Below are 21,966 nucleotides of genomic sequence, written 5' to 3' on the forward strand. Positions count from 1 at the left end.
AAAACGAATACAGTCACTCACGGAGGTGTACGCATGTCGTTTTCCTTGACTTTCTGGATTATCACCCTTGTGTTCCTGTTGTTTCTTGCCGGTATCCTTACTGCTTCGTACAACGATGACAAGACCAATGGCCTGTAAAAAAGAGCGCCGCACAAATGTGCGGCGCTTTTTTTGGGGGAACAACCCTGCTATCCCCGCAGGGACGGTCAGGCTCCATTTCAGTACAGCAGTCGCCGCTTGGCTGCAGCCCACTTGTGAAGCAACGTCTGGAGTGGGTGTTCCCGCAAGAGGGCGCAGGTTGATGCCGTTTCTATGTACATGATGCCTCTTGCACATTTTACTGAAATGTCCGTGGTAATCTAGGCGTGTCTTGGCAATTGGGTCATTTCCGTCAGGCAATCAGCACAAATATAACGATCTTTATATTCGCTTACGCCTTCCATCGATCCGCAAAAGACGCATTTGGGACGGTAACGCTCCAGAATGATATGGTCGCCTTGCACCAGAATTTCTACAGGATCACCTTCATTCATTTGGTACCTTTTACGCAGGGACTTAGGCAGAACAATTCTACCCAGCTGATCTACTTTTCGAACTACGCCAGCAGGTTTCATATCTAACTTACACTCTCCTGTTCAACTAAAAATTAGTAGCTACTACTTATTTCGGCACTATTCAACTATTTCGTTACCAAAATGTCGAATCCTGCTGAAAAAATTAAAAAATCATGTTTTCTTTTAGAACAGTTGCGGAAAATCCATCTGCCGCAGTGCTTCATAGACAATAATTGCCGCTGAATTCGATAAGTTCAGTGATCTTACCGCTTCACTCATCGGCATCCGCATGACGGTTTCCTTGCCAGCTTCCAGAATCTCCGGGGACAAACCTTTGGTTTCCTTGCCGAATACAAAAAAATCCCCATCCCGGAACATGAAGTCGCTGTAGCGCTTGTCCGCCTTCGTTGTGGCATAAAAGAAACGGCCATCCGCATACTTTTCCAGCACTTCCGCAAAGGAGTCATGATATTCGATGTGCACCGCATGCCAATAATCCAGGCCGGCACGTTTTAACGTGGCATCGTCTGTACGGAAGCCGAGCGGACGCACCAGATGAAGGTGGGTGCCTGTAGCTGCACAGGTACGGGCGATATTGCCGGTGTTGGCCGGGATCTCCGGCTCTACCAGCACAATGTGTAATGCCATAATGTATGAACTTCCTCTCTGCAGGCTCAACGGCCTATTGGTGTGTGTAGGAGGCATGGCGGCCGGGTAATGGGACTATTTTAAAGCAGAAAACCTTCCGCCTGTTGGCGGAAGGCCGCAAAATTTGCATTCATTAACCTTGAGTTTGCCGGAAATGCTTCATGAAATCGGATAGCGCTTTTACGCTCTCGTAAGGAACAGCGTTGTATATGGAAGCGCGTAAGCCCCCAACACTGCGGTGTCCCTTCAGCCCAACAAAACCTTCCTGTTCGGCTGCTTTGACAAATTGCTTCTCCAGTTCTTCCGAATGCATCCGGAAGGTAACGTTCATAATGGAACGGCTGCCTGCTTCCGCGACCCCGCGGTAGAAACCGTCGCTGCCATCGATATGGTCATACAGAAGGCCTGCTTTATCGCGGTTCTTGACTTCAATGCCGGCCAGCCCGCCTTGCTCCTCAATCCATTTTAACACTTCGTTAACCATATATACAGAGTAGGATGGTGGTGTATTGTACAAAGAGTTGTTCTTCGAGTGTGTATCATAACGCAGGATCGTTGGGATGTTCGAAGGAGACTTGGCAATCAGCTCTTCCTTAACAATCACTACGGTTACACCGGAAGGTCCAAGATTTTTCTGCGCACCGGCATAGATCAGCCCAAATTGATTCACGTCAAAGGAACGGCTGAGAATGTCACTGGACATATCCGCGATCAGTGGAATGGAACCGGCATCCGGATACTCCGCGTACTGCGTACCTTCAATCGTCTCATTCGACGTAATGTGCAGATAAGCCGCATTGTCTGCTGCCTTGATGCTGCTCAGCTCTGGAATGGCCAGGAACTTCTTGTCCTCGGAAGAAGCGGCGACATGCGCGCCCCCAACAAGCTTTGCTTCCTTAAATGCCTTCTCCGCCCAGCTTCCTGTCATAACATAGCTGCCTACCTGGCCTTCAGAGATAAAGTTCATCGGGATCATGGCGAACTGTGTGCTTGCTCCGCCTTGGATGAACAGAACCTTGTAGCCTTCAGGATTGCCGAGGAGCGAAAGCAGACGTTCCTGCGCTTCATTATGCACGGATTCGTATATTGCCCCACGGTGCGACATCTCCATAATGGACATTCCGCTTTCCCGGAAATCAACAAACTCCGCTTGTGCGCGTTCAAGTACTGTAAGCGGCAGTGCCGCCGGACCTGCGTTAAAATTGTATGCTCTCTTGTTCAAAATTGCTCCCCACCCTTTCTCTCCTATGAATATGGATATCGCTATGATAGCAATAATCTCACACACCATCAAGTATAATTATTCACATAGGAGGTAAGATCGCAGGCTTTAGAAGTTGAAAAATCGGTAGCTGCGGCTCCAATGCTTGCTGTGACGCGGTAAAATACTGATGTCCGCAAAAACCTCGGGAGAAATTACATGTTTTTCACCCCACAGCGCCATCCGGTCAGCTATGAAATCTCCACCCTCCTTCACTGCGGCTCCACTCGGATAATGTCGCAGTTCCCAGAAGCAATCGGCCTCCCCTTGCTCCTGGCCTGCCAGCTTGCAGTAGAATGAACGGTCAGGCTCTGCCCTCCAGCTGAGGGTATTGCCCGATACCGCCAGCAGCTCTGCCGTATACGACGATTCCGGATCCTCCACTTTGAGTCCAGCCGGGATTCTAAGCTCATAGTCCGGCCCTACATTTGCACCGTTAATCCCCACAAAGTTATGGATGTACTCTTCCGTATGCAGAGGTTTGTCTCCCTTGTTCTCCAGCGTATAGTTAATGTTCAGCCGGTCTTGTTCCAGCAGAATGGTCTTGGTCAAAAGCATGCTGTACCCCCTGCACTCCATCGGCTGAACGGTATAAGTAACGGATACCGCGCTGCGTTCCTCTTCAACCTCAAAAGGAATCAATGGATAGCTCCCGAAAAAATCGTATGGCGCGTCGCTCACCTTCTTCAGCAGCCCAACCCCGAGCTTCGGAAACCACTCGCCAACCGCTGCTTCCTCATAACCAATTGCCCGGGAAATGCCGAACTCATTGCAGAAGCCCATACCGCCGCTTCCCTGACCTGGAACAAGGCTCTCCGGCACGCCAAAGGTATGCTGCCCCTGAAGTAAAGTCACTCCTGTAATAAACCCGGTCCAATCGAAGCGGGTACCGCTATACTCCCCAACATCGGCAATATCCACCTTAAGAATGCCATTTGTGAGACTGTAAGCCATGTTTGAAACCTTCCTTTCTACAACTGCTATTCTTTTCTTAACATATTCTAATTAACCATAACATTCATCAAGAATACAGCTTATTTCGGTTATGCATTTCGCCAAGGTCTGTGTATTCAAGTGGAAACGGCTACGCCGTCCTTATAAAAGCTTATGCTTCCGAAGCAGCGATACTACGCATCGCTTTCAGGCATCCTTTTCAGCGAGAAAGAGAAGGATAAATTATGGCGTGAAACATATAAATTCTTATCTTTCAGTAAAAAAGCGCCTGCCGCCGTATATCCGGCCAACCTGGCGCTTCCTCTATTTATCCTGCTAGACCAACTCCACCCGCAGGAGGTGGACCTCTCCTTCCGGCAAGGCTGTCAGCAGGCTGCGGGGAATCACAACACCCTCTGAGACGCGCTGAAGCGTCACCTCAGCGCCGTTGAGCGTAACCGAATGTATTTGGTACTCTCCGTAATCTGCGCGGCTTGTGGACACGTAGACGACCTCCAGCACACGTTCCGCGAAAATTGTCTTGATCGACGCCTGGCCTTCCTTGTCGAACTGCTCTTTCATCAGCTTGGGCTGCAGAAGCAGATCACCCAGTTTGCCTTTGACGCCGAACACCTCAGTCACCATAGTCAGCAGCATCCAGCTTGCGGAGCCGGTCAAATACGTGTACATCCCTCTGCCTTGTTCATTAATGTACTCGGGAATGCCGGGGTACATCCGGCTGAGTTCGAAATTGGCGCTCAGGCTGTACAGTGAATCCAGCACCTTGCGCCCTTCTTTAACATAGCCGCGCTTATAAAGCGCGTTCCCATACATCACCGTCATATGGCTGAACATAGCTCCGTTCTCTTTGTGTCCAAAGGCAAACCCGAATGCACGGCCCAAATTCTGCTGAATCCCGCCAAAGTTCGAATTCAGCCGGTACCCGATTTTCTCATCATACAGATTGCGCTCCACCGCTGCGATGATCTGCGGAATCTGCTCAGGTGAGGCCGCATGGCCGAGGAGCGGGAACACCTGCCCCGTCAGTGTCATTCGGACGTTGCTTTCGAATTCTCCCTCGACACGTTCGCTGTCATTATTATAATAGCCATTGAACCAGCCGTCTCCTTGTCCGCTCTGTACCCACTCGCTCTGGCGCAGGTGTTCGAAGATCCACTCTGCTTTATGAGCCAGATCATCCGCCACCTTTTCCACAGCAAGCTCTGCACGTCTGCCGCTCACCTTGTTGGGTGCAGCAGCATAGTACCGGTCGAGGAGCGCAAGCTTGGCAGATACGGACTCATAGTCCACCGCTTCATGCAATGAATCCAGCAGCAGCGTTATTTCTTCTGCCAGCTCCAGCATTTCAAGCCCTTTGTGCTCTTGCAGCGTGCGCAGCAAATGGGAGAGATCCAGCAGATTGCTGGCGTAGAAGGAAGTGAAGGTGACACTCTCACCACGCTGTGCCGCCATATCCAGCCCGTCATTCCAGTCAGCGCCTTCCAGTAAAATATTGTTGTGTTCGCCCACGTTGAAGAACGGAACCAGATTCTGCAGTAGAATATGCTCCAGGATCGTCCCCGAATAAGGCTCACCGTCCGCAGTTAATAGGCTGCTGCCAGCGGACGCCTCCCAGGAAGAATCGCGCTCCCTGCAGCGGGCCATGAACGAATCACGGAAATAGCTCTGCTGTTCAAACAGGAAGTCCAGATCTCCGCTCTGATCCAGATACAGCATGGTTGTTAGGAATGGCCACGCCCCGTGATCCATCCACACGCGCGGAATATTGTTTCGGTCGGCAATGAACTCACCCGGCTGCTGGCCGATAATCGTTGCATTGCTGCCGTCAATTCTCACACCTGCATAGTTATTTAGGAGCAGACTGCGGACATCCGCCGGTTCCATGATCAGCAGCGCCAGACAATCTTGCCAGAGATCGCGCCAACCACGGCCACCCCGCCCATAATCATGATACGGTAAAAAAGAATTGCCATAAAGTCTGCGCAGCACCGGCTGCAGTGTAACCCATTTCATCCATTGGTCCGCAGCCGGGTCGCTGGTATGGAACTCCACCGTATTCACCTTTTCCGCCCAGAACGATTTATTCTCCTGAAGTCTATTATCAAAAGCATGGATGGAGCCGTATTTCTCCATCAACGCCGGAACATTGATTCTATCATTCCCTATGGCCAGCAAAACCACATAAGAAATACTCTGGCCTGGCTGTAAAGCTACCGTGGCAAACCGCAGCCCTCCAAGCGCTTCGTAGCCTTCCTTATGCACACCTCCACCTGCTCCGACTTGCGGTTCCAGATTCATTACCACCGCTTCCGGCCAATCCAAGCTACCGCCTTCACCGATGAATTCCTCCTGTACCGGGAAGAATCCAACGGGCTGCCCTCCGCCTTCTGCGGCCCCAAACACCCCATAAGAGGTGTGATTGACCCGGTGTCCACGCTCATCGAAGGAAAGAGCCGGCTGTACTTCAACGCCATACGCAGAGGTATAAATCCGGTTCAGCAGTGAAGTGACATGACGATGGTCGCGCAGATCGTCCGCTGAACGTGCATACAATGGAACCGCCGCTGTCGGCGTTATTGTAGTTTCCTCTGCCGAGGAATTAGTGAGCACAACCTTCATAAGCTCCACTTTATCGTTACCTGCCGGCACATAACTGGTGATTTCCGCTTTGATCCCTAACTCCCGGCTCTCACGGGTCACGCGGTGCCACAGCAATCCGGCTTCCAATATGGCATCGTCAGCTTCATCACCATACATCTTGGCATTTTGCCGGGCGGAATTCCCTGCTGCTGACCAGGCGCCTTTACCGTCCACGTAGACCCAGAAATTGCGGGAAGCTTTTGAGTTATGCAGATCCTCCACCGACAGTGGAGGTGTCAGAAAGGTATTGTGACCCGAAGTGACCTGACCGTGAAGCTTCGGGCTAACGGAAGACATCATGCCCCCCTCATTCACCAGAGGAAAATACAAAAAACTGCTCCGGTCTGGCTGTTTCAGACTGAAATCCCCGTTATTTCCGTTAAAAATCCATCCCGTTCCCTTTTGTTTCATTGAATTCATCCTTTCTACCGCTCATATTACAGAAACCGGTTTCGATTTTTATTATCACACCGTTGGATTTCTTTGTAAAGTAATTTCTAAAACATCAATTATTTCTATAATAGCCCTGTAAATACAGCCATTCGAGAAATTATTTATGCATTTCAGATCAACGAAACCATTTTCGTAAACAGTTATATACTGTATGAAAACAGTAAATAATTTTGATTCCTTTCATTAATTATAAGCAAACCGCATCTATGTAAGCGCAACCCAATTTACTCGACATAAATTATGGGGTTTTTCTGATGGCTTTTACGAAAAATTTCGTAGCTAGATAATAATCTTCTATTCTTAGCACCTCATCTCATGCAATTACCCAACCTAACTTCCCCCTTCTCTACAGAGAGACTGAAAACATATCGGATTCACACAATCCTCCAGGCCCCGGTGTAATTCCAGAAGCCGCTGACGCCCTCGCTATGGCCTCAAAGCCTTCGCTTCATAATTGCACCACTGCGCCGCTGTGAAGCCAACAGAGAGGCGCCCAGCGTCTCCATGTTCACATTGCAGCACCAATTCCCCACATATTGTGGTTTGCTCACTACTATTCCATCTTCTTTAGAACATCAAAAAGCCCCCGGTTTCCCGGAGGCTTCTTGATTAACTATATAGTTATACGGTCTTATACATCAAAGTACAGGGAGTATTCATGCGGATGAACACGGATAGCAACCTCTTGTGCTTCTCCACGTTTCAGAGCGATATAGTTGTCGATGAAGTCTTTGGTGAATACATTGCCTTCAGTCAGGAACTCGTAGTCAGCTTCCAAAGCGTCAAGCGCTTCGTTCAGGCTGCCTGGAACGCTGCGGATCTTCTCTTTGTCGGCATCAGACAATTCGTAGATATTCTTGTCCAGTGGACCGTAACCCATTTCTTCAGGGTTGATCTTCTTCTTGATTCCGTCCAGACCAGCCATCAGCATAGCCGAGAAAGCCAGGTAAGGGTTAGCAGTGGAGTCAGGTGTACGGAATTCAATACGACAGCCCTTAGGAGTTACAGCAGCTACCGGGATACGGACTGCAGCGGAGCGGTTACCTTTGGAGTAAACCAGGTTAACCGGTGCTTCATAACCAGGAACCAGACGTTTGAACGAGTTTGTGCTTGGGTTAGTCAGCGCGATCAATGCCGGAGCATGATACAGGATACCACCGATGTAGTTCAAAGCCATTTCACTCAGGTTGGCATAAGCGCCTTTTTCGTAGAATAAAGGAGAATCGCCGTTGAAGATGGATTGATGAACGTGCATACCGCTACCATTGTCGCCGAACAGCGGTTTTGGCATGAAAGTTGCTACTTTGCCATATTGGCGTGCAGTGTTTTGCACAATATATTTGTAAGTCAGGAGATTGTCAGCTGTTTTCTTCAGGGTGTCAAAACGGAAGTTGATTTCCGCTTGGCCTGCAGTTGCCACTTCATGATGATGGCGTTCGATTTCAAGACCTGCTTCACCAAGTAAACGGCACATTTCACTGCGGATATCCTGTTGGGAATCCACCGGAGCTACTGGCACGTAACCGCCTTTAACGGCTACTTTGAATGCCATGTTGCCGCCTTCGTCCTTGCGGTTGGTGTTCCATGCTGCTTCTTCGGAATCTACGAAGAAAGAAGCGCTGTTCATTCCGCTTTCGTAGCGTACATCGTCAAAGATAAAGAATTCGGACTCAGGTGCGAAGAAAGCTGCTGTACCCACACCGCTTGTTTGCAGGAACTCTTCTGCTTTTACTGCGATACCGCGCGGGTCGCGCTCATAACGTTCGCCATCAGGAGTGAAAATGTCACACATAACATTCAGTGTTGGGTGAGCTGTAAAAGGATCGATATATGTAGTACTTGGATCTGGCATCATAACCATGTCCGATTCTTCAATACCGCGGAACCCTTTGATGGAAGAACCGTCAAATGCTACACCATTTACAAATGTCTCTTCTTCCACTGCGGATGCTGGCAATGAGATGTGGTGAGCACGTCCACCTAAATCTACAAACCGAAAATCCACCCACTCGATATTGTTTTCCTTGATCGTCTGCAACACTTTTTCAACCGACATGAATTAATTCCTCCCCAAGTTCCGAACATTAGGCCGCTCACAGTATCAAATGTTCTTGTTTTTATTTTTTTGCTGTCGTCATTATAAATCTCAAACCTAACATCGTCAATGCTTATGTCAGGTATTTCTGACGACAATGTAAGATATTCTGACGCTTTGGTGAAAAATGCACATCCTGGCCAATTACATGTTACATTCACTCCGCCATATGCAAAAACAGCCCTCTCACCCCGCCCGGAAGCGGGATGGAGAACTGGTGAAAATCCTTATTGGACGCTGTTGTTACAGGGCAGGGGCTGCCTCCAGCGAACTTGAGAACTTCCGTCCGACAAGCGGTGCCAGCTTCTCCAAGTCTCTCAGCAGCTTGTCAAACTGCTCAGGGAACAGTGACTGTACACCATCTCCCGTCATCGAGTTGTCCGGGTCGGTATGCATCTCAATAATCAGGCCGTTGGCTCCGGCAGCCACTGATGCCTTGGCCATTGGTTCAACCAGTTCACGCCGTCCTGTACCATGGCTCGGATCGGAAATAACCGGAAGATGGCTCAGATTCTGGAGCACAGGAATCGCTGACAGATCAAGAGTATTACGTGTGTACGTTTCGAATGTGCGGATACCGCGCTCGCAGAGCATGACATCACGGTTGCCGCCGGCCAGAATGTATTCAGCCGCATTCAACAGCTCATCGTAAGTCGCACTGAAGCCGCGCTTGAGCAGCACAGGGCGCCCGCAGGTACCCAGCTTGCGCAGCAAATCAAAGTTCTGCATATTGCGTGTGCCTACCTGCAGAATATCCGCATGCTCCGCACAAATATCAACATACTCCGGTGTCATCACCTCGGTGATGGTCAGCAGGCCGTGGCGTTTGCCGGCTTCCGCCATCATCGTAAGACCTTCCACACCTACACCTTGAAAGCTGTAAGGACCCGTCCGTGGCTTAAAGGCTCCGCCGCGCAGCACCTGGCCGCCCGATGCCTTGACCAGATGGGCAATCTCGTCGATCTGTTCCGGGGATTCCACAGCGCAGGGTCCGCCCATGATGACCAGATTCTCGCCGCCGATTTTTACACCGCGGATATCAATAATCGTATCCTCCGGGTGGAAATCACGGCTGGCCAGTTTGTAGGATTTGGAGATCTTCACCACGTTCTCGACGCCTTTCATCTGGCGCAGATGTTCTGCGAGCTTCGGAGTCACTCCGCCCACGAGACCAATAACGGTATGATCCGCTCCGCGTGAGAGATGAACCTGAAGGCCTTCTTTTTCAATTACGGCGATAATCTCATTGACCTGCTCCTGTGGTGTTTGATTCGATGTAATGACGATCATATTATAGCTCCCCTTTTGGATGAATATTCTTAAATCGGCTTGAAAGATAAATTATATACTATTTCGCTACGACGCGTGTACGCTTTTAAGCGCTAAAGTAATTTTAACTCATTCCGCTGTATTAGTCAATCCGTAATCAGCCATATCCACTCGACTGTGTCCATATTATGGCTGGTTTCCACCAATTCCCTAAGGTAACTTAAGGGTACATAGGGAAATCCATCCACAGCAAAGAGCACACAGCCCCCAGAAACCGGAAGTTGCGTGCTCTTCAAAAAATGTATAAGTCCATTTGGCTATTGGATCAGGTCGTGCTTGCACTCTTATTCTTCACTGGCGGCAGGAGCTTCGCCATATTCACAGTACGCTTGATTTCCCAGGTCTCGGGAAGCGCAGGATCGTACTGCTCCAGGTAGCTGATCACTTCCTTAGTGATCGGAGTGGGTGTAGACGCACCTGAAGTAACACCTACTTTGGTGATCCCCTGCAACCACTCTGTCTTCAGCTCGGACAAATCGGAAATCCGGTGCGCAGGCACCCCGGCAATCTCCTCCGACACTTGGGCCAAACGGTTGGAGTTGTTGCTGCGCGGATCGCCGACTACGATAACGAGCTCGCATTGTCCGGCCTGCTCCGCCACCGCTTCCTGGCGCACCTGGGTTGCCATGCAGATCTCATTATGCACCTCTGCGCCAGGGAAGGTCTCCAGCAGCTTTTTCATGATGTGCTTGATATCCCACTGGCTCATGGTGGTCTGATTCGTAATCACGATACGCGATGAAGGGATCGACAAGCTGGAAATCTCCTCTTCCTTCTCGATCAGATGGACATGCTCAGGCGCAATCCCGACTGCCCCCTCCGGTTCCGGGTGGCCTTTCTTGCCGATATAGATAATTTCGTAACCCTCGTCTACCTTCTCCTTGATGAGATCGTGGGTCTTCGTCACATCCGGGCAGGTGGCATCGACCGTGGTCAGTCCTTTGGCACGGGCCAGGCGGCGGACTTCCGGCGATACGCCATGAGCGGTGAAAATCACCGTCCCGCTATCGACTTTATCCAAAATATCAAGACGGTTATGTCCGTCCAGAGTGATAATTCCATCGTCCTCAAACGAATGGGTGACATGGCTGTTATGCACAATCATGCCAAGTATATAAATCGGCCGGGGCAAATCAAGATTTTGCGCGGCCTGCCGTGCCATGACCATGGCATCGACGACGCCATAGCAATAGCCCCGGGGAGAAATTTTGATGACTTCCATGAATTCACCGGCTTTCTGCTGTCGTTAACTGCTTGTAATAGAACCGGTCTAATTATACCCTATTCCAGCGGCGGAGCAAAGAGAAGCGGCAGCCAGATGACAAAAGTCGTACCTTCTCCCTGGCGCGTAACCACCTCAACCGAACCCCCGTGCTCATCAATAATCCATTTGGCGATCGACAAGCCGAGTCCGATTCCTTCCGTGATCCCCCGTGATTCATCTGCACGATAGAAACGGTCGAAGATATGGGGAACTTCATCCTTATCCATACCGATTCCTGTATCGGCAATCCGGATTCCCACCTGATTCTGATAAAAAACAGCGTCCAGTGTAACCTCTCCCTCAGGAGTGTATTTAAAGGCATTATCAATAAAAATAAACATCATCTGCTGCAAATAATCCTTGTTGCCTACGATATATTTGCCGTTCAGCTGGCTGAGATCCCCAACCGTCCAGTCGGCTTGCCGCGGCAGGAATGAGGCCCGGCGGGCCACCTCGGTCATCATCGGCTCCAGCGCTACCGGTTCAATGTCGAAGGTCCGTCCGGTATCGGCCCGGGCCAGCGAGAGCATATCCGCCACCAGCCGGCTCATGCGTTTGGATTCGTCCGCGATATCCTTTACCGATTCAATCGACAGCTGGCGGATCTCGGCTTCCGTCATCCGGCTCTCCTCGGGGTTCATCTCCCATATCTTTTGCAGCAGATCGATATTCCCTCGTATCGTCGTCAGCGGTGTCCGCAGCTCATGCGAAGCATCGGACACAAAGCGGCGTTGAGTCGCATAAGAATCCTCCAGCTCTGTATAAAAGCCTTCCATCCGCCCAAGCATGCTGTTGACGGTCTGGATCAGCCGTCCAATCTCATCCTGTGGTCCATCGTATACAATCCGTGAGCTGAGGTCGGTTCCCGTCTGAATCCCGTTGGCTGCTTCAATGACATTGCCGATCGGACTCATCGCTTTACGCGCGAGGAAGAGGCCAAAGGTGAATGCTGCAATCAGGGTGGCGAAGGAGCCGACAAGAAGGATATTCTGCAAATTCTGCATTAGACGGTCCTGTTCACCCGTGTATGCCGCCACCTGAAGTACAGCAGGAAGCGCCCCTCCTGTTGAGGTAGTAACATCAATCGACATCTGATAGATAAGAAAAGGGTTACCCTCATAATTTGCGCGTATAAACCCCTGTTGATTTTTAACGACATCCTGCTCGGGAATTTTGAACTGAAGACCGAGGTTTTCCATATTGATACTTGGAATTAATGTCTTCTCACTATAGACGTAAATCTGGGCATACAAACTTTGTGCCTGAATTCCCACAAGGTTAAGTTTCACCGTACCATCAATATTCCAAGACGGCTTCAACTGAACTTGATTCGACTGTTCTTTCAGCCGTTCCTTCAGATCACCATACGTATTAAAATAGACAAATCCGTAAATTGCGGCTGATAAGGCCAGCAGCATAACGGCCAGAATTCCTGAATACCAAGCTGTCAGCCGCAATCGTATCGACATATTAGTCACCTCTTAGGATGTAACCGGCTCCCCGGATCGTCTGAATCAGTCTTTTGCCGCCGTGCTCCTCGGTTTTCTGGCGAAGCATGGCAATATATACTTCAAGTACATTGGATTCCCCGCTGTAATCGTAGCCCCAGATTTTATCCATGATCAGATCGCGGGACAGCACCCGCTTCGGATTCTGCATGAACAGATGCAGCAGCTCAAACTCCTTCGCTGTCAGTTCCAGACGTTTACCCGCGCGGGTTACCTCACGCGAATCCACATCCAGCGTAATATCCTCGTAGGATACTGCCTGGTCTGTGCTTCCCCCCTGCTCACTTTTACGGCGCAGCAATGCACGTACACGGGCAAGCAGCTCCTCCAGCGCAAACGGCTTCACCAGATAATCATCCGCTCCCAGATCCAAACCTTTTACCCTGTGCTCAATTTCGTCTTTCGCTGTGAGCATGAGTACCGGAACCGTACTGCCACCCTCCCGCAAACGCCGGCAGACCTCGAAGCCATCCACCTGGGGCATCATGACATCCAGCACAACCACATCCGGATCACTGTTCAAAACAGCGCGCAAGCCATCGGCTCCGTTTGTGGCAGTCTTCACGTCATACCCTTCAAAAGCAAGTCCCCGGCGCAGCATGGAAATAATCTTTTCATCGTCATCAATAATTAAAATATTCGGTCGCATCCAAACAGCCCCCATTGTCCAAATCGTATATCTCTATTGTAACATGATTACACCGGTTCGCAGACCGTGCAGCAAAAGCGGAAGGGTCTCCCCTTCCGCTGTGCACTTCACCGTCCGGTGTCTGTTACTGCTGCTGAGTTTGAGTAGTATTGAAGTCATTTTTATTGCCAATGGTTACAGGAAGTTCTAGCGTTTTACCATCACGAACGACGTTGAGTGTGATTTTGTCACCTACTTTGAGCGTCTGGATGTAGGTAATCAGATCCTGGCTGGTTGCATATTTCTTGCCGTTAACACCTGTAATAATATCGTAAGGACGCAGATCAGCGGTATAGGCTGGCGATTTAAAGATAATGTCGGCTACTACAGAACCTTCTTTAATATTCGTACCCATTTGTTTGGCAACTTCATCGGTAATCGTCATTAGAGAAGCACCAATGAATGGAACCGGTTCTTTAGGGATTTCCTGGTTAGCTTCCAGTTTGTCTACAACATTTTTAATGGTATTCACCGCAATGGCAAATCCGATCCCTTGTGAATCCGTGCTTACGGCTACGTTCATTCCGATAACCTGGCCATTCAGGTTAAGCAGCGGACCGCCGGAGTTACCAGGGTTAATGGAAGCATCCGTCTGCAGAAGGTTTTTATAATTACGGGTACCGCTTCCGTCTTCTTCATTGATATCAATGCTGCGGTTTTTGGCGCTGAGCACACCCGCTGTAACGGTATGGTCAAAACCCTGCGGGTTACCAATCGCTACCACTTCGGAGCCGACCTTAATGCTGTCCGAATCACCAAGTTGTACCGTAGGGAAGTTTTTCCCTTCAATCTTCAGAACAGCCAAATCCAGATCCTTGCTGGTCCCGAGCAATTTGGCTTCATAGGTCTTCGTAGTGCCGTCAACCGTAACCTGAATTACATCGGCCTTGTCAACAACATGCTGGTTGGTCAAAATATAACCTGAGGAATCATAGATAAAACCTGTTCCGATTCCATAAGGTGTAAGCTGGGAAGAAGAATTCGAACCTGAATTGGATTCTGAATTCGGGCCCGAATTCGACCCGGAAGAGCCATTGCTGCCAAATTGATCACCGAAGAAAAATTGCGAGAACGGATCACTCATATTCGGATTAGTAGAGTTTCTGCCAGAGTTAGCTTTTACCAAGGTCTCGATTTTGACAACGGCCGGGCCTACGGAATCCACCACTCTCGAAGCATCTGTTGTCCCGGTTAGCAGCGATGTCGTGGTGGTGGACGGTGTAACATTTACGCTTCCATTCGCCGTCTTGGCCGCAGTGTTGGATACTGCCGAAGTAGTGACAGGGTCCCCTGTGAACCAGTTGCCGCGGTCCGCTGCGAACATGGAGCCTGAGAGAACGATCATTCCAGCGAGAAAAGATACCAGTACCGCTTTTACCGGTTTCTTGGGCTTGCGGTTGTACTGCCAGCCATTGCCTCCATCTGCTCCATTGCCACCCCGCCCGCCGTTGCCGTCCATCCCGGTTGTGCGCAGCGAAGTGCTGTACGGCACCGGTCTGACCGGCTGCGGAGGATTAACCTCTACACGTTCCGGTTCCCGGCGGTTATAATGCTGCGGGTCATCCGGGTTCACCTCATCTTTATTCAGCGATTTGAAAGGTCCGTAAGAGTAATAGTAGGAAGATCCGGTTTCAGGAGTCTCATTATTATTGCTATTGCCGTTATCATTGCTATTGCTATCCCATTCCCGCTCAGGAGACGGTCCATTATCACGATTAAAGTTGTTTTCACGATCATAGTTATTTTTGTTATCGTCCATGTTTTTCTTACCTCCCGTACCTTGCGTATGCGGCAAGGATTAATTTGTTTTGTTTTCTTGATCTTATTTTGTACTTTAAACCTTAAGGTCACATTAAAAACAATTTAAGCGGAGATAAAAAGTGGGGGGACCCTAGTGTCAGGCTACACCGCTGTTAAACCCGTGTTCCCTTGAATGGACCCTGCGGGTGGAACACGAGTTTAAAGGCGGCCGTAAACTTTCCGCCCCGACACTAGGGTCCCTGGCAGGGTAGCAGAGATATGATATTCGCTATGATATTAGCGAATAGAAGCGAAAAAAAAGCCCGAGCGCACAGAACGCGCCGGGCCAGAAACAATATAGCAAAATTAATATTAATAGGACAGTATGAAGTGCAACCGGAGTGTGATAGACATGTGTCAACTCAAATAAAGAGATTTAGCCGCCTTATCCCTGCGCCCAGCCCTTGCGGTGAGCGTAAATCGCCAGCTGGGTACGGTCATCCAGCTCACATTTCATCAGCAGGTTGCTGACATGGGTCTTTACAGTTTTGATGCTGATATGCAGCTCCTCGCCGATGTCCTTATTGGTCTTGCCTTCGGCAATGAGCAGCAGCACTTCCTTCTCCCGTTCGGTGAGACCCGAAGAATCTCCTTGCACCGTCCGCTGGCGAATGCCGCGGGTAAGGGCTTGGGATACATCACCGGTCATCACCGGCATGCCGCGAAAAGCGCCTTGAAGCGCGTAGATCAGCTCCTCAGCCGAGACCGTTTTGAGTACATAGCTGACAGCACCGGCTTCAATGGCATCCACGACAAGATCATCCTCCAGGAAGCTGGTGAGAATCACGATTTTGAGACCCGGAAATTCAGCCAGTACCGCACGGGTGGTATCCGCACCGTTCATCACCGGCATCATCAGGTCCATCAGAACCAGGTCAGGAAGTGCATCCTTACCCCAGCTCCGGAGCGTCTTCAGGGCATCCTGCCCATTTGCAGCTTCTCCAATCACTTCAAACATCGGGTCCAGCATCAAATATGTTTTGAGGCCCATCCGGACCATGTCATGATCATCTACTAGCAGAACTTTAATGACACTCATTTTTATCCTCCTCAGTGTTTATAGAGCTAAACCTCCTGCATACAATAAAACATGCATCGTAAGCATTCGCTTAATTGATCAGCTCTCGGCAGCACCGGCGTTCTCCAGCTCCGGGTTGCCCTGCACAAATTTTGGTATATGTACACGGATCGTAGTGCCCGCTCCCTTGCGGCTGATGATCTCCACTTGCCCGCCGAGCTTCTCCGCGCGTTCCCGCATTGTTGTAAGTCCATATGAACCCTGCTTATGCTGTACATGTTCGAAGCCTTGCCCGTCATCGCTGATGCTAAGCACTACTTGTCTCGGCACTTCGCGCAGCGACAGGCTAACCAGCCGTGCTCCCGCATGCTTGACAATGTTGGCCATCGATTCCTGGATAATCAGGAACAGCTGATGCTCAATGGCTTCGGACAACTCTCCTTGCAGCTCAAGCTCTTTCACACCTTTAAGCCCGTTCTGGCGGCAATAATCCGGGAACCATTTCTCCAGTGCCTCGAACAGATTCCGCCCCTCCAGTTCTACCGGCCGGAGCTGGGCAATCAGGGCTCTCATCTGTTTCTGGGCCATTTGGGACATGGTAATCAGCTGATCCATAACGGTTCTGCCATGCTCCGCGTTCCGCTCCAGCACTTTAGGCAGCGAAGAAGCGGACATATGAATCGCAAACAGCTGCTGGCTTACGGTATCATGCAGATCCCGTGCCATTCGCCTCCGCTCTTCAAGCACCGCGCTCTCCGCTGCCTTTTCCTTCTCGATCACTTCCTGCTCACCCAATCGCTGCAGTAGCTGCATCTTATTCTCCACAGTGTCCATCATCATGTTGAACTCATGGTACACTCTGGCAAAAGACTGGTCATCACTCTCGGGCATCCTCACCGATAGGTTGCCCTTGGCCACCTGAAGCATGTTCAGATCCAGAAGATCAATCCGCCGCTGAATCCGCTGGCCGGCCATATAGCCCACCACTACAGTGAACAACACGATCCCCACACAAAGATACAGCCACATACGGTAATCCTGAACCTTGATATAGCCCAGGCATGTCCCGGCATACATAAGTCCGGCGGTTACACCGCCACTAAGCAGAAAATACACCAGCAGCATCCATTTGGTATTGCTTAATAATTTCCCCATGCTTAACCCACCGTTTTAATTTTAATGTCGCCAATGAAGGCACTGACATTAATACGGACTTTTTTGCCGGCTTCCTTATAATAAGGTGTATTGCATTGGACGCTGCTCATGAACCCGCTGCGCGATTGCTCCATAACCTGCATGTCTCCGATAAAAGAACTGCTGTTCACCTTAACTCCCAGGTTCATATCTTCCGGTATATACACCTTGATGTCACCAACAAAAGCAGAGATATTGATCTTCGTCTCTCCGTAGGGAATCTGCGCATTGGTCAGATCCAGGACGGTGTCGCCAATGAACTGCGAAATATTAGTATTTTTCAGCTGGAAATGATCCTTGCCCATATGAACATCCCCAATAAAAGCGGAACGGTTCGTCGTTTCCTTACGATCAGCGGTACCATGGAACTCTTCATGCCATTCGCCATGCCGACGGGCGTGGCGCTCCTGACGCTCCTGCCGTCTGCGTTCGTGCCGCTCGTGCTTCTCCTGCCAACGGGAATCGGCAGTAGAGTGGAATTTTCCGTTATCATCCTCGTCGTCTTCTTCATCCTTATGCAGATACTCGTTCCAATCCCGTTGCCCTTCAGGCTTGCCGAATTTCTGCTCGAACTGCTCATCCAGCGTGGATTCGAGGGGCTTGGGAGGTTCGACATCCAGAGAACCCGTTCCTGGTCCCGGAGGATAGAAAGGTGGCGGTGCTGGCGGTGCCGGAGGTACTGGCGGAGTATGGTCCCGCGGCTTGAAGATAACATATAATCCTCCACCAATCAGCATCACGGGAATCAGCAATTTGAAAAAGTCGCCGGCTGAAACATCAAACCAATCCAGGTTGCGCCCCAGGAAAAACACCCCAAGAGCCAAGTAGAGGAATCCCCAAAAAGCAGATGAACCCTTGGAACCACGTTCATTCGTGGACAGAACGTTCTGGATCCCCATAATAATGAGAATAACCGGCCAATAATCAGCAAAAAGGGAACCTATACTGAAATCGGTATACCCCATCTGCCGCAGTAGAAACATCGCTCCCAGTCCAATCAGGAGCAGACCCCCGAGGATCTGGCTGGTGAATCGTCTTTTCATCCTTCATTTCCCCTTTATGTTGGTATAGCTCACTCATTCACTCTTATAGCCTTAGTCTACAGGAACAAGCAGCCGGAGAACAGCGCCGTGAGAAGGAAACTTGACTCAGCCTCTGGACCGAGGGGGTTGAAAAATAACAGTAAAGCTCTGCTCACAAAAAAACTGCCCCGCCGCTCAGAAACTGAACGAAAACGGGACAGACGGTGATTGATCAGATGCAGTTAGAAGGTGGTGCTACAAAAGTTTGAACTCCAGCATTATTGCTGTGGTTTTTGAACCGGTTTTGCAATACTCTGCTTAGATGCGCCGTCATTTTCTACAGCAAACTCAGCGTTGTATTTCTCATTCGGTGTTTTATAGTTTTCTTGAACCTTTGGTTTTTTAGAATTGGCCACGGAATTCACCTCCCTTGTCTCGTGTGCAGTCTGACATCAGAGTACACACCAAGAATCTAACGAAAGAGGCTGCTAATTCTGCCCCAGTCCGTATTATGGGAAGGGCGGGACCTTATTATGCATACTTAAGTGAAATAAATTTCATACTGGCAGTGCATAGGGCAACCCTAGATGACTTCCTCAAGAAGATCCTGCGGAATGGCATTATAGGTTTGGACAGCCTGGCCCAGACTCTTCAGCATGTTCTCGGTACATCTTCCGTTCCCCCGCTTAATGAGCTGCACCACTACGGTTTTTTTCCCCCATTCCTTATACACCTGCTTAGTGGTGGAAAAATAAAGGTCAATCTTCCGGCCTTTGATAGCCGAACCGGTATCTGCCACAACCGCGTAGCCATAGCCGGGGATATACAAAACGCTGCCTAACGGAATCACTTTAGGGTCAGCGGCGATGGTCGATACAGCATTTTTGTCCCGGCGGACTTTAACACCAGAATACGTGATGCCGTACTGCGGATGCTTTGAGGTTTTACCTGTAGATTCGAACCCTGCTGTGTAGCCTGTTGCTGTTACCTTAAAAGAAGTAATAATCTGCTCCGGCGCTGGTGCCGCTACCTGAACGGTTGCCGGTGGCTTGGATGCAGCATTACCCGGTTGTTTGACGGCTTGAGGTGCTGCTGTATGTTTTGGAGCCTGAGTGGCTGCCGGCTTGCCGGACTGTGCGAGCACTTCTGAACGGGACACCCCTCTGGAGACAGATTCTCCTTGTGCATACAGTGCGGCTTGGCCGACCGTCAGCACTTCCGGCCCGTTGTAGCTGCTGATATTGCTGAACTGTACAGAATCTTGTGTATGTTGCCGATCAAGTGACTTGTTTATGCTGTAATTGCTTAATTGACCTGCAGTGTCTCCCGCCCCGTTAGCTTCCACCGGCTTGCGTCCAAAATCAGGATAGACCTCAGCGGCAGTCAGCAAAAGCACAATCGTTACGAAAAGACACCAAAACCTCTGGCATAAGCCCATTTTGTTCATTTGTTAAACCTCCCCCTATTAGCGAAGGTTTCCCGTTTCACAAAATTTTATACCTGCAGCCGTTTAAAACCCGGCCGCAAGCGGCTTATGACAGAGGTTAATGAATGACATTAAAGAGATATAAATGATGTTATACCAGAAGCTTTAGATTACACGCTCCGCAACTTCCTTAACTAAGGAAGCGATCACTTCCTGCAACGGCTGGGCACCGATATCGCCTTCTCCGCGCTTGCGGATGGAGACACTTCCGGCGTTCATTTCATTCTCGCCCACCACGAACATATAAGGGATCTTCTCCAGCTGTGCTTCACGGATTTTATAGCCCATTTTCTCGTTGCGCAGATCTACTTCGGCCCGGATTCCACTGGCAAGCAGTTTCGCTTCTACATCCTTAGCGTAATCATCAAATGCGGAGGACACCGGAATGATCTTCACCTGCTGTGGGGACAGCCATAATGGAAGCGAACCAGCAAAGTTCTCCAGCAAAAAGGCTACAAAACGTTCCATGGTACCAAGGATTCCGCGGTGCAACACAACCGGACGGTGTTTTTGGCCATCGTCTCCGACATATTCCAGCTCAAAACGCTCAGGAAGCAGGAAGTCGATTTGCACAGTAGACAATGTTTCTTCTTTGCCAAGTACAGTCTTGATCTGAACGTCCAGCTTCGGACCGTAGAACGCTGCTTCGCCTTCCGCTTCAAAGAACGGCAGGCCCGCTTCTTCCACTACTTCTCGCAGCATGCGCTGTGCAGTTTCCCACATTTCATCGTTCGGATAGTATTTTTCAGTATCCTTAGGATCACGGTATGAGAGACGGAAACGGTAGTCGGCAATGCCGAAATCGCTGTATACCTGCTTGATCAGCTCAAGCACACGGGTAAATTCGCTTTTGATCTGATCCAGGCGGCAGAAAATATGTGAATCATTCAGTGTCATCGAACGGACACGATGCAGCCCAGTCAGCGCGCCAGACATTTCATAGCGGTGCTGAATACCAAGCTCGGCAATCCGGATCGGCAGATCACGATAGCTGTGCATCGAACTCTTGTAAATCATCATGTGATGCGGGCAGTTCATCGGACGAAGCACGAATTCCTCATTGTCGATTGTCATCTTGGGGAACATATCCTCTTGATAATGCTCCCAGTGTCCTGAAGTTTTGTACAGCTCTACATTGCCGAGCACCGGAGTATATACATGCTGATACCCTAGGCTTGCTTCCAGATCAACGATATAGCGTTCCAGAATACTGCGCAGCTTCGCGCCTTTTGGAAGCCAGATTGGCAGGCCTTGTCCTACCAGCTGGTTGAAGGTAAAGATCTCCAGCTCTTTGCCCAGCTTACGGTGGTCGCGTTTCTTCGCTTCCTCCAGCAGGTGCAGATACTCATCGAGCTGTGCTTTTTTGATCCAGGCAGTACCATATACACGTTGCAGCATTTTGTTCTTGCTGTCGCCACGCCAGTAGGCTCCGGCTACGTTCATCAGCTTGAAGACCTTAATCTTCGCAGTGGAAGGTACATGCGGGCCACGGCAAAGGTCAAAGAATTCTCCCTGTTCATAAATCGTAATCACGCTATCTTCAGGCAATGCTTCAATCAGTTCGAGCTTATATGGATCACCCAGTTCACCGAAACGCTCCAGTGCTTCCTTACGGCTGACCTCAATACGCACGATTGGCAGATTCTCCGAGACAATACGTTCCATTTCCTTCTCAATCTTCAGCAGGTCTTCCGGATTCAGCGGGTGCTCCAGATCCATGTCATAGTAGAAGCCATCTTCGATCACCGGGCCTACACCCAGCTTAACTTCTTTAGTTCCGAACAGGCGGCGTACTGCCTGTGCCATCAAATGGGCTGTACTGTGGCGCATCACTTCCAGGCCTTCCGGCGAATCCAAAGTGACGATCTCGACCAATGCACCTTCCTGCAGCGGTGTAGACAAGTCTACAACGATTCCGTTCAGCTTGCCTGCTGCTGCGTTCTTGCGGAGACCGCTGCTGATAGAAGCGGCTACATCGTCAATGCTGCTGCCATCGGCATATTCCCGGACCGAGCCGTCCGGAAGCTTGATATTTACTGACATGATTTATTC

18 protein-coding genes are annotated in these 21,966 nt (G+C 50.0%); 1 reads left to right on the plus strand and 17 read right to left on the minus strand.

Going from position 1 to position 21,966, the window contains the following annotated elements; translation table 11 throughout:
- Positions 1-155 precede the first annotated feature (155 nt).
- On the plus strand, positions 156-302 hold the full coding sequence (locus ACTJKB_RS06145) for a hypothetical protein (protein WP_440832495.1): 147 nt from the start codon (positions 156-158) through the stop codon (positions 300-302).
- A 57-nt stretch (positions 303-359) separates the two neighbouring features.
- Here ACTJKB_RS06145 and ACTJKB_RS06150 read toward each other — a convergent pair whose 3' ends face one another.
- The 17 genes from ACTJKB_RS06150 to thrS form a co-directional block, all read right to left on the minus strand.
- Entirely contained in the window at positions 360-614 is a 255-nt protein-coding gene (locus ACTJKB_RS06150; protein WP_025706451.1) for an AbrB/MazE/SpoVT family DNA-binding domain-containing protein, read from the minus strand.
- Between the two features lie 123 nt (positions 615-737).
- Entirely contained in the window at positions 738-1,202 is a 465-nt protein-coding gene (gene trmL / locus ACTJKB_RS06155; protein ID WP_440832497.1) for a tRNA (uridine(34)/cytosine(34)/5-carboxymethylaminomethyluridine(34)-2'-O)-methyltransferase TrmL, read from the minus strand.
- Between the two features lie 133 nt (positions 1,203-1,335).
- On the minus strand, positions 1,336-2,427 hold the full coding sequence (serC, locus tag ACTJKB_RS06160; protein WP_440832752.1) for a 3-phosphoserine/phosphohydroxythreonine transaminase: 1,092 nt from the start codon (positions 2,425-2,427) through the stop codon (positions 1,336-1,338).
- A 105-nt stretch (positions 2,428-2,532) separates the two neighbouring features.
- The gene (locus ACTJKB_RS06165) at positions 2,533-3,417 is read right to left on the minus strand and encodes a hypothetical protein (RefSeq protein ID WP_440832499.1); all 885 of its coding nucleotides are present in this window, start codon (positions 3,415-3,417) and stop codon (positions 2,533-2,535) included.
- 315 nt (positions 3,418-3,732) lie between these two features.
- On the minus strand, positions 3,733-6,468 hold the full coding sequence (locus tag ACTJKB_RS06170; protein ID WP_440832501.1) for a GH36-type glycosyl hydrolase domain-containing protein: 2,736 nt from the start codon (positions 6,466-6,468) through the stop codon (positions 3,733-3,735).
- A 673-nt stretch (positions 6,469-7,141) separates the two neighbouring features.
- Entirely contained in the window at positions 7,142-8,566 is a 1,425-nt protein-coding gene (gene glnA / locus ACTJKB_RS06175) for a type I glutamate--ammonia ligase (RefSeq protein ID WP_440832502.1), read from the minus strand.
- Positions 8,567-8,848: 282 nt separating this feature from the next.
- Entirely contained in the window at positions 8,849-9,895 is a 1,047-nt protein-coding gene (gene aroF, locus ACTJKB_RS06180; protein ID WP_440832504.1) for a 3-deoxy-7-phosphoheptulonate synthase, read from the minus strand.
- Positions 9,896-10,199: 304 nt separating this feature from the next.
- On the minus strand, positions 10,200-11,156 hold the full coding sequence (locus ACTJKB_RS06185; protein WP_440832506.1) for a 4-hydroxy-3-methylbut-2-enyl diphosphate reductase: 957 nt from the start codon (positions 11,154-11,156) through the stop codon (positions 10,200-10,202).
- Between the two features lie 59 nt (positions 11,157-11,215).
- A complete protein-coding gene (locus ACTJKB_RS06190) occupies positions 11,216-12,667 on the minus strand; it encodes a sensor histidine kinase (RefSeq protein WP_440832507.1) in 1,452 nt (483 codons plus the stop codon).
- 1 nt (position 12,668) lies between these two features.
- Entirely contained in the window at positions 12,669-13,355 is a 687-nt protein-coding gene (locus ACTJKB_RS06195; protein WP_440832509.1) for a response regulator transcription factor, read from the minus strand.
- A 124-nt stretch (positions 13,356-13,479) separates the two neighbouring features.
- The gene (locus tag ACTJKB_RS06200) at positions 13,480-15,153 is read right to left on the minus strand and encodes a S1C family serine protease (RefSeq protein WP_440832511.1); all 1,674 of its coding nucleotides are present in this window, start codon (positions 15,151-15,153) and stop codon (positions 13,480-13,482) included.
- Between the two features lie 426 nt (positions 15,154-15,579).
- Positions 15,580-16,233, minus strand: coding sequence for a response regulator (locus ACTJKB_RS06205; RefSeq protein WP_440832513.1), 654 nt, complete (start codon positions 16,231-16,233; stop codon positions 15,580-15,582).
- A gap of 78 nt (positions 16,234-16,311) precedes the next feature.
- Complete coding sequence (locus ACTJKB_RS06210) at positions 16,312-17,367, minus strand: HAMP domain-containing sensor histidine kinase (RefSeq protein WP_440832514.1); 1,056 nt, start codon at positions 17,365-17,367, stop codon at positions 16,312-16,314.
- Positions 17,368-17,369: 2 nt separating this feature from the next.
- Complete coding sequence (liaF, locus tag ACTJKB_RS06215; RefSeq protein ID WP_440832516.1) at positions 17,370-18,449, minus strand: cell wall-active antibiotics response protein LiaF; 1,080 nt, start codon at positions 18,447-18,449, stop codon at positions 17,370-17,372.
- 257 nt (positions 18,450-18,706) lie between these two features.
- Positions 18,707-18,844 (minus strand): hypothetical protein, encoded by a 138-nt coding sequence (locus ACTJKB_RS06220; RefSeq protein WP_178382567.1) that lies wholly within the window; start codon positions 18,842-18,844, stop codon positions 18,707-18,709.
- Positions 18,845-19,011: 167 nt separating this feature from the next.
- Positions 19,012-19,587 carry a 3D domain-containing protein gene (locus tag ACTJKB_RS06225; protein WP_440832754.1) on the minus strand — a complete coding sequence of 192 codons (576 nt, stop codon included), beginning with the start codon at positions 19,585-19,587 and terminating at the stop codon, positions 19,012-19,014.
- A 432-nt stretch (positions 19,588-20,019) separates the two neighbouring features.
- Positions 20,020-21,957 carry a threonine--tRNA ligase gene (gene thrS / locus ACTJKB_RS06230; protein ID WP_440832518.1) on the minus strand — a complete coding sequence of 646 codons (1,938 nt, stop codon included), beginning with the start codon at positions 21,955-21,957 and terminating at the stop codon, positions 20,020-20,022.
- Positions 21,958-21,966: the final 9 nt, after the last annotated feature.

It is taken from the genome of Paenibacillus sp. 22594 (genome assembly GCF_052044425.1).
Lineage (GTDB): Bacteria > Bacillota > Bacilli > Paenibacillales > Paenibacillaceae > Paenibacillus_AQ.

Excerpts from the sequence above, each read along its gene's own strand:
- ACTJKB_RS06145 (WP_440832495.1), top strand. The coding sequence starts at position 156 with ATGTGCGGCGCTTTTTTTGGGGGAACAACCCTGCTATCCCCGCAGGGA.
- ACTJKB_RS06150 (WP_025706451.1), bottom strand. The coding sequence starts at position 614 with ATGAAACCTGCTGGCGTAGTTCGAAAAGTAGATCAGCTGGGTAGAATT.
- trmL (WP_440832497.1), bottom strand. The coding sequence starts at position 1,202 with ATGGCATTACACATTGTGCTGGTAGAGCCGGAGATCCCGGCCAACACC.
- ACTJKB_RS06165 (WP_440832499.1), bottom strand. The coding sequence starts at position 3,417 with ATGGCTTACAGTCTCACAAATGGCATTCTTAAGGTGGATATTGCCGAT.
- ACTJKB_RS06170 (WP_440832501.1), bottom strand. The coding sequence starts at position 6,468 with ATGAAACAAAAGGGAACGGGATGGATTTTTAACGGAAATAACGGGGAT.
- glnA (WP_440832502.1), bottom strand. The coding sequence starts at position 8,566 with ATGTCGGTTGAAAAAGTGTTGCAGACGATCAAGGAAAACAATATCGAG.
- aroF (WP_440832504.1), bottom strand. The coding sequence starts at position 9,895 with ATGATCGTCATTACATCGAATCAAACACCACAGGAGCAGGTCAATGAG.
- ACTJKB_RS06185 (WP_440832506.1), bottom strand. The coding sequence starts at position 11,156 with ATGGAAGTCATCAAAATTTCTCCCCGGGGCTATTGCTATGGCGTCGTC.
- ACTJKB_RS06190 (WP_440832507.1), bottom strand. The coding sequence starts at position 12,667 with ATGTCGATACGATTGCGGCTGACAGCTTGGTATTCAGGAATTCTGGCC.
- ACTJKB_RS06195 (WP_440832509.1), bottom strand. The coding sequence starts at position 13,355 with ATGCGACCGAATATTTTAATTATTGATGACGATGAAAAGATTATTTCC.
- ACTJKB_RS06200 (WP_440832511.1), bottom strand. The coding sequence starts at position 15,153 with ATGGACGATAACAAAAATAACTATGATCGTGAAAACAACTTTAATCGT.
- ACTJKB_RS06205 (WP_440832513.1), bottom strand. The coding sequence starts at position 16,233 with ATGAGTGTCATTAAAGTTCTGCTAGTAGATGATCATGACATGGTCCGG.
- ACTJKB_RS06210 (WP_440832514.1), bottom strand. The coding sequence starts at position 17,367 with ATGGGGAAATTATTAAGCAATACCAAATGGATGCTGCTGGTGTATTTT.
- liaF (WP_440832516.1), bottom strand. The coding sequence starts at position 18,449 with ATGAAAAGACGATTCACCAGCCAGATCCTCGGGGGTCTGCTCCTGATT.
- thrS (WP_440832518.1), bottom strand. The coding sequence starts at position 21,957 with ATGTCAGTAAATATCAAGCTTCCGGACGGCTCGGTCCGGGAATATGCC.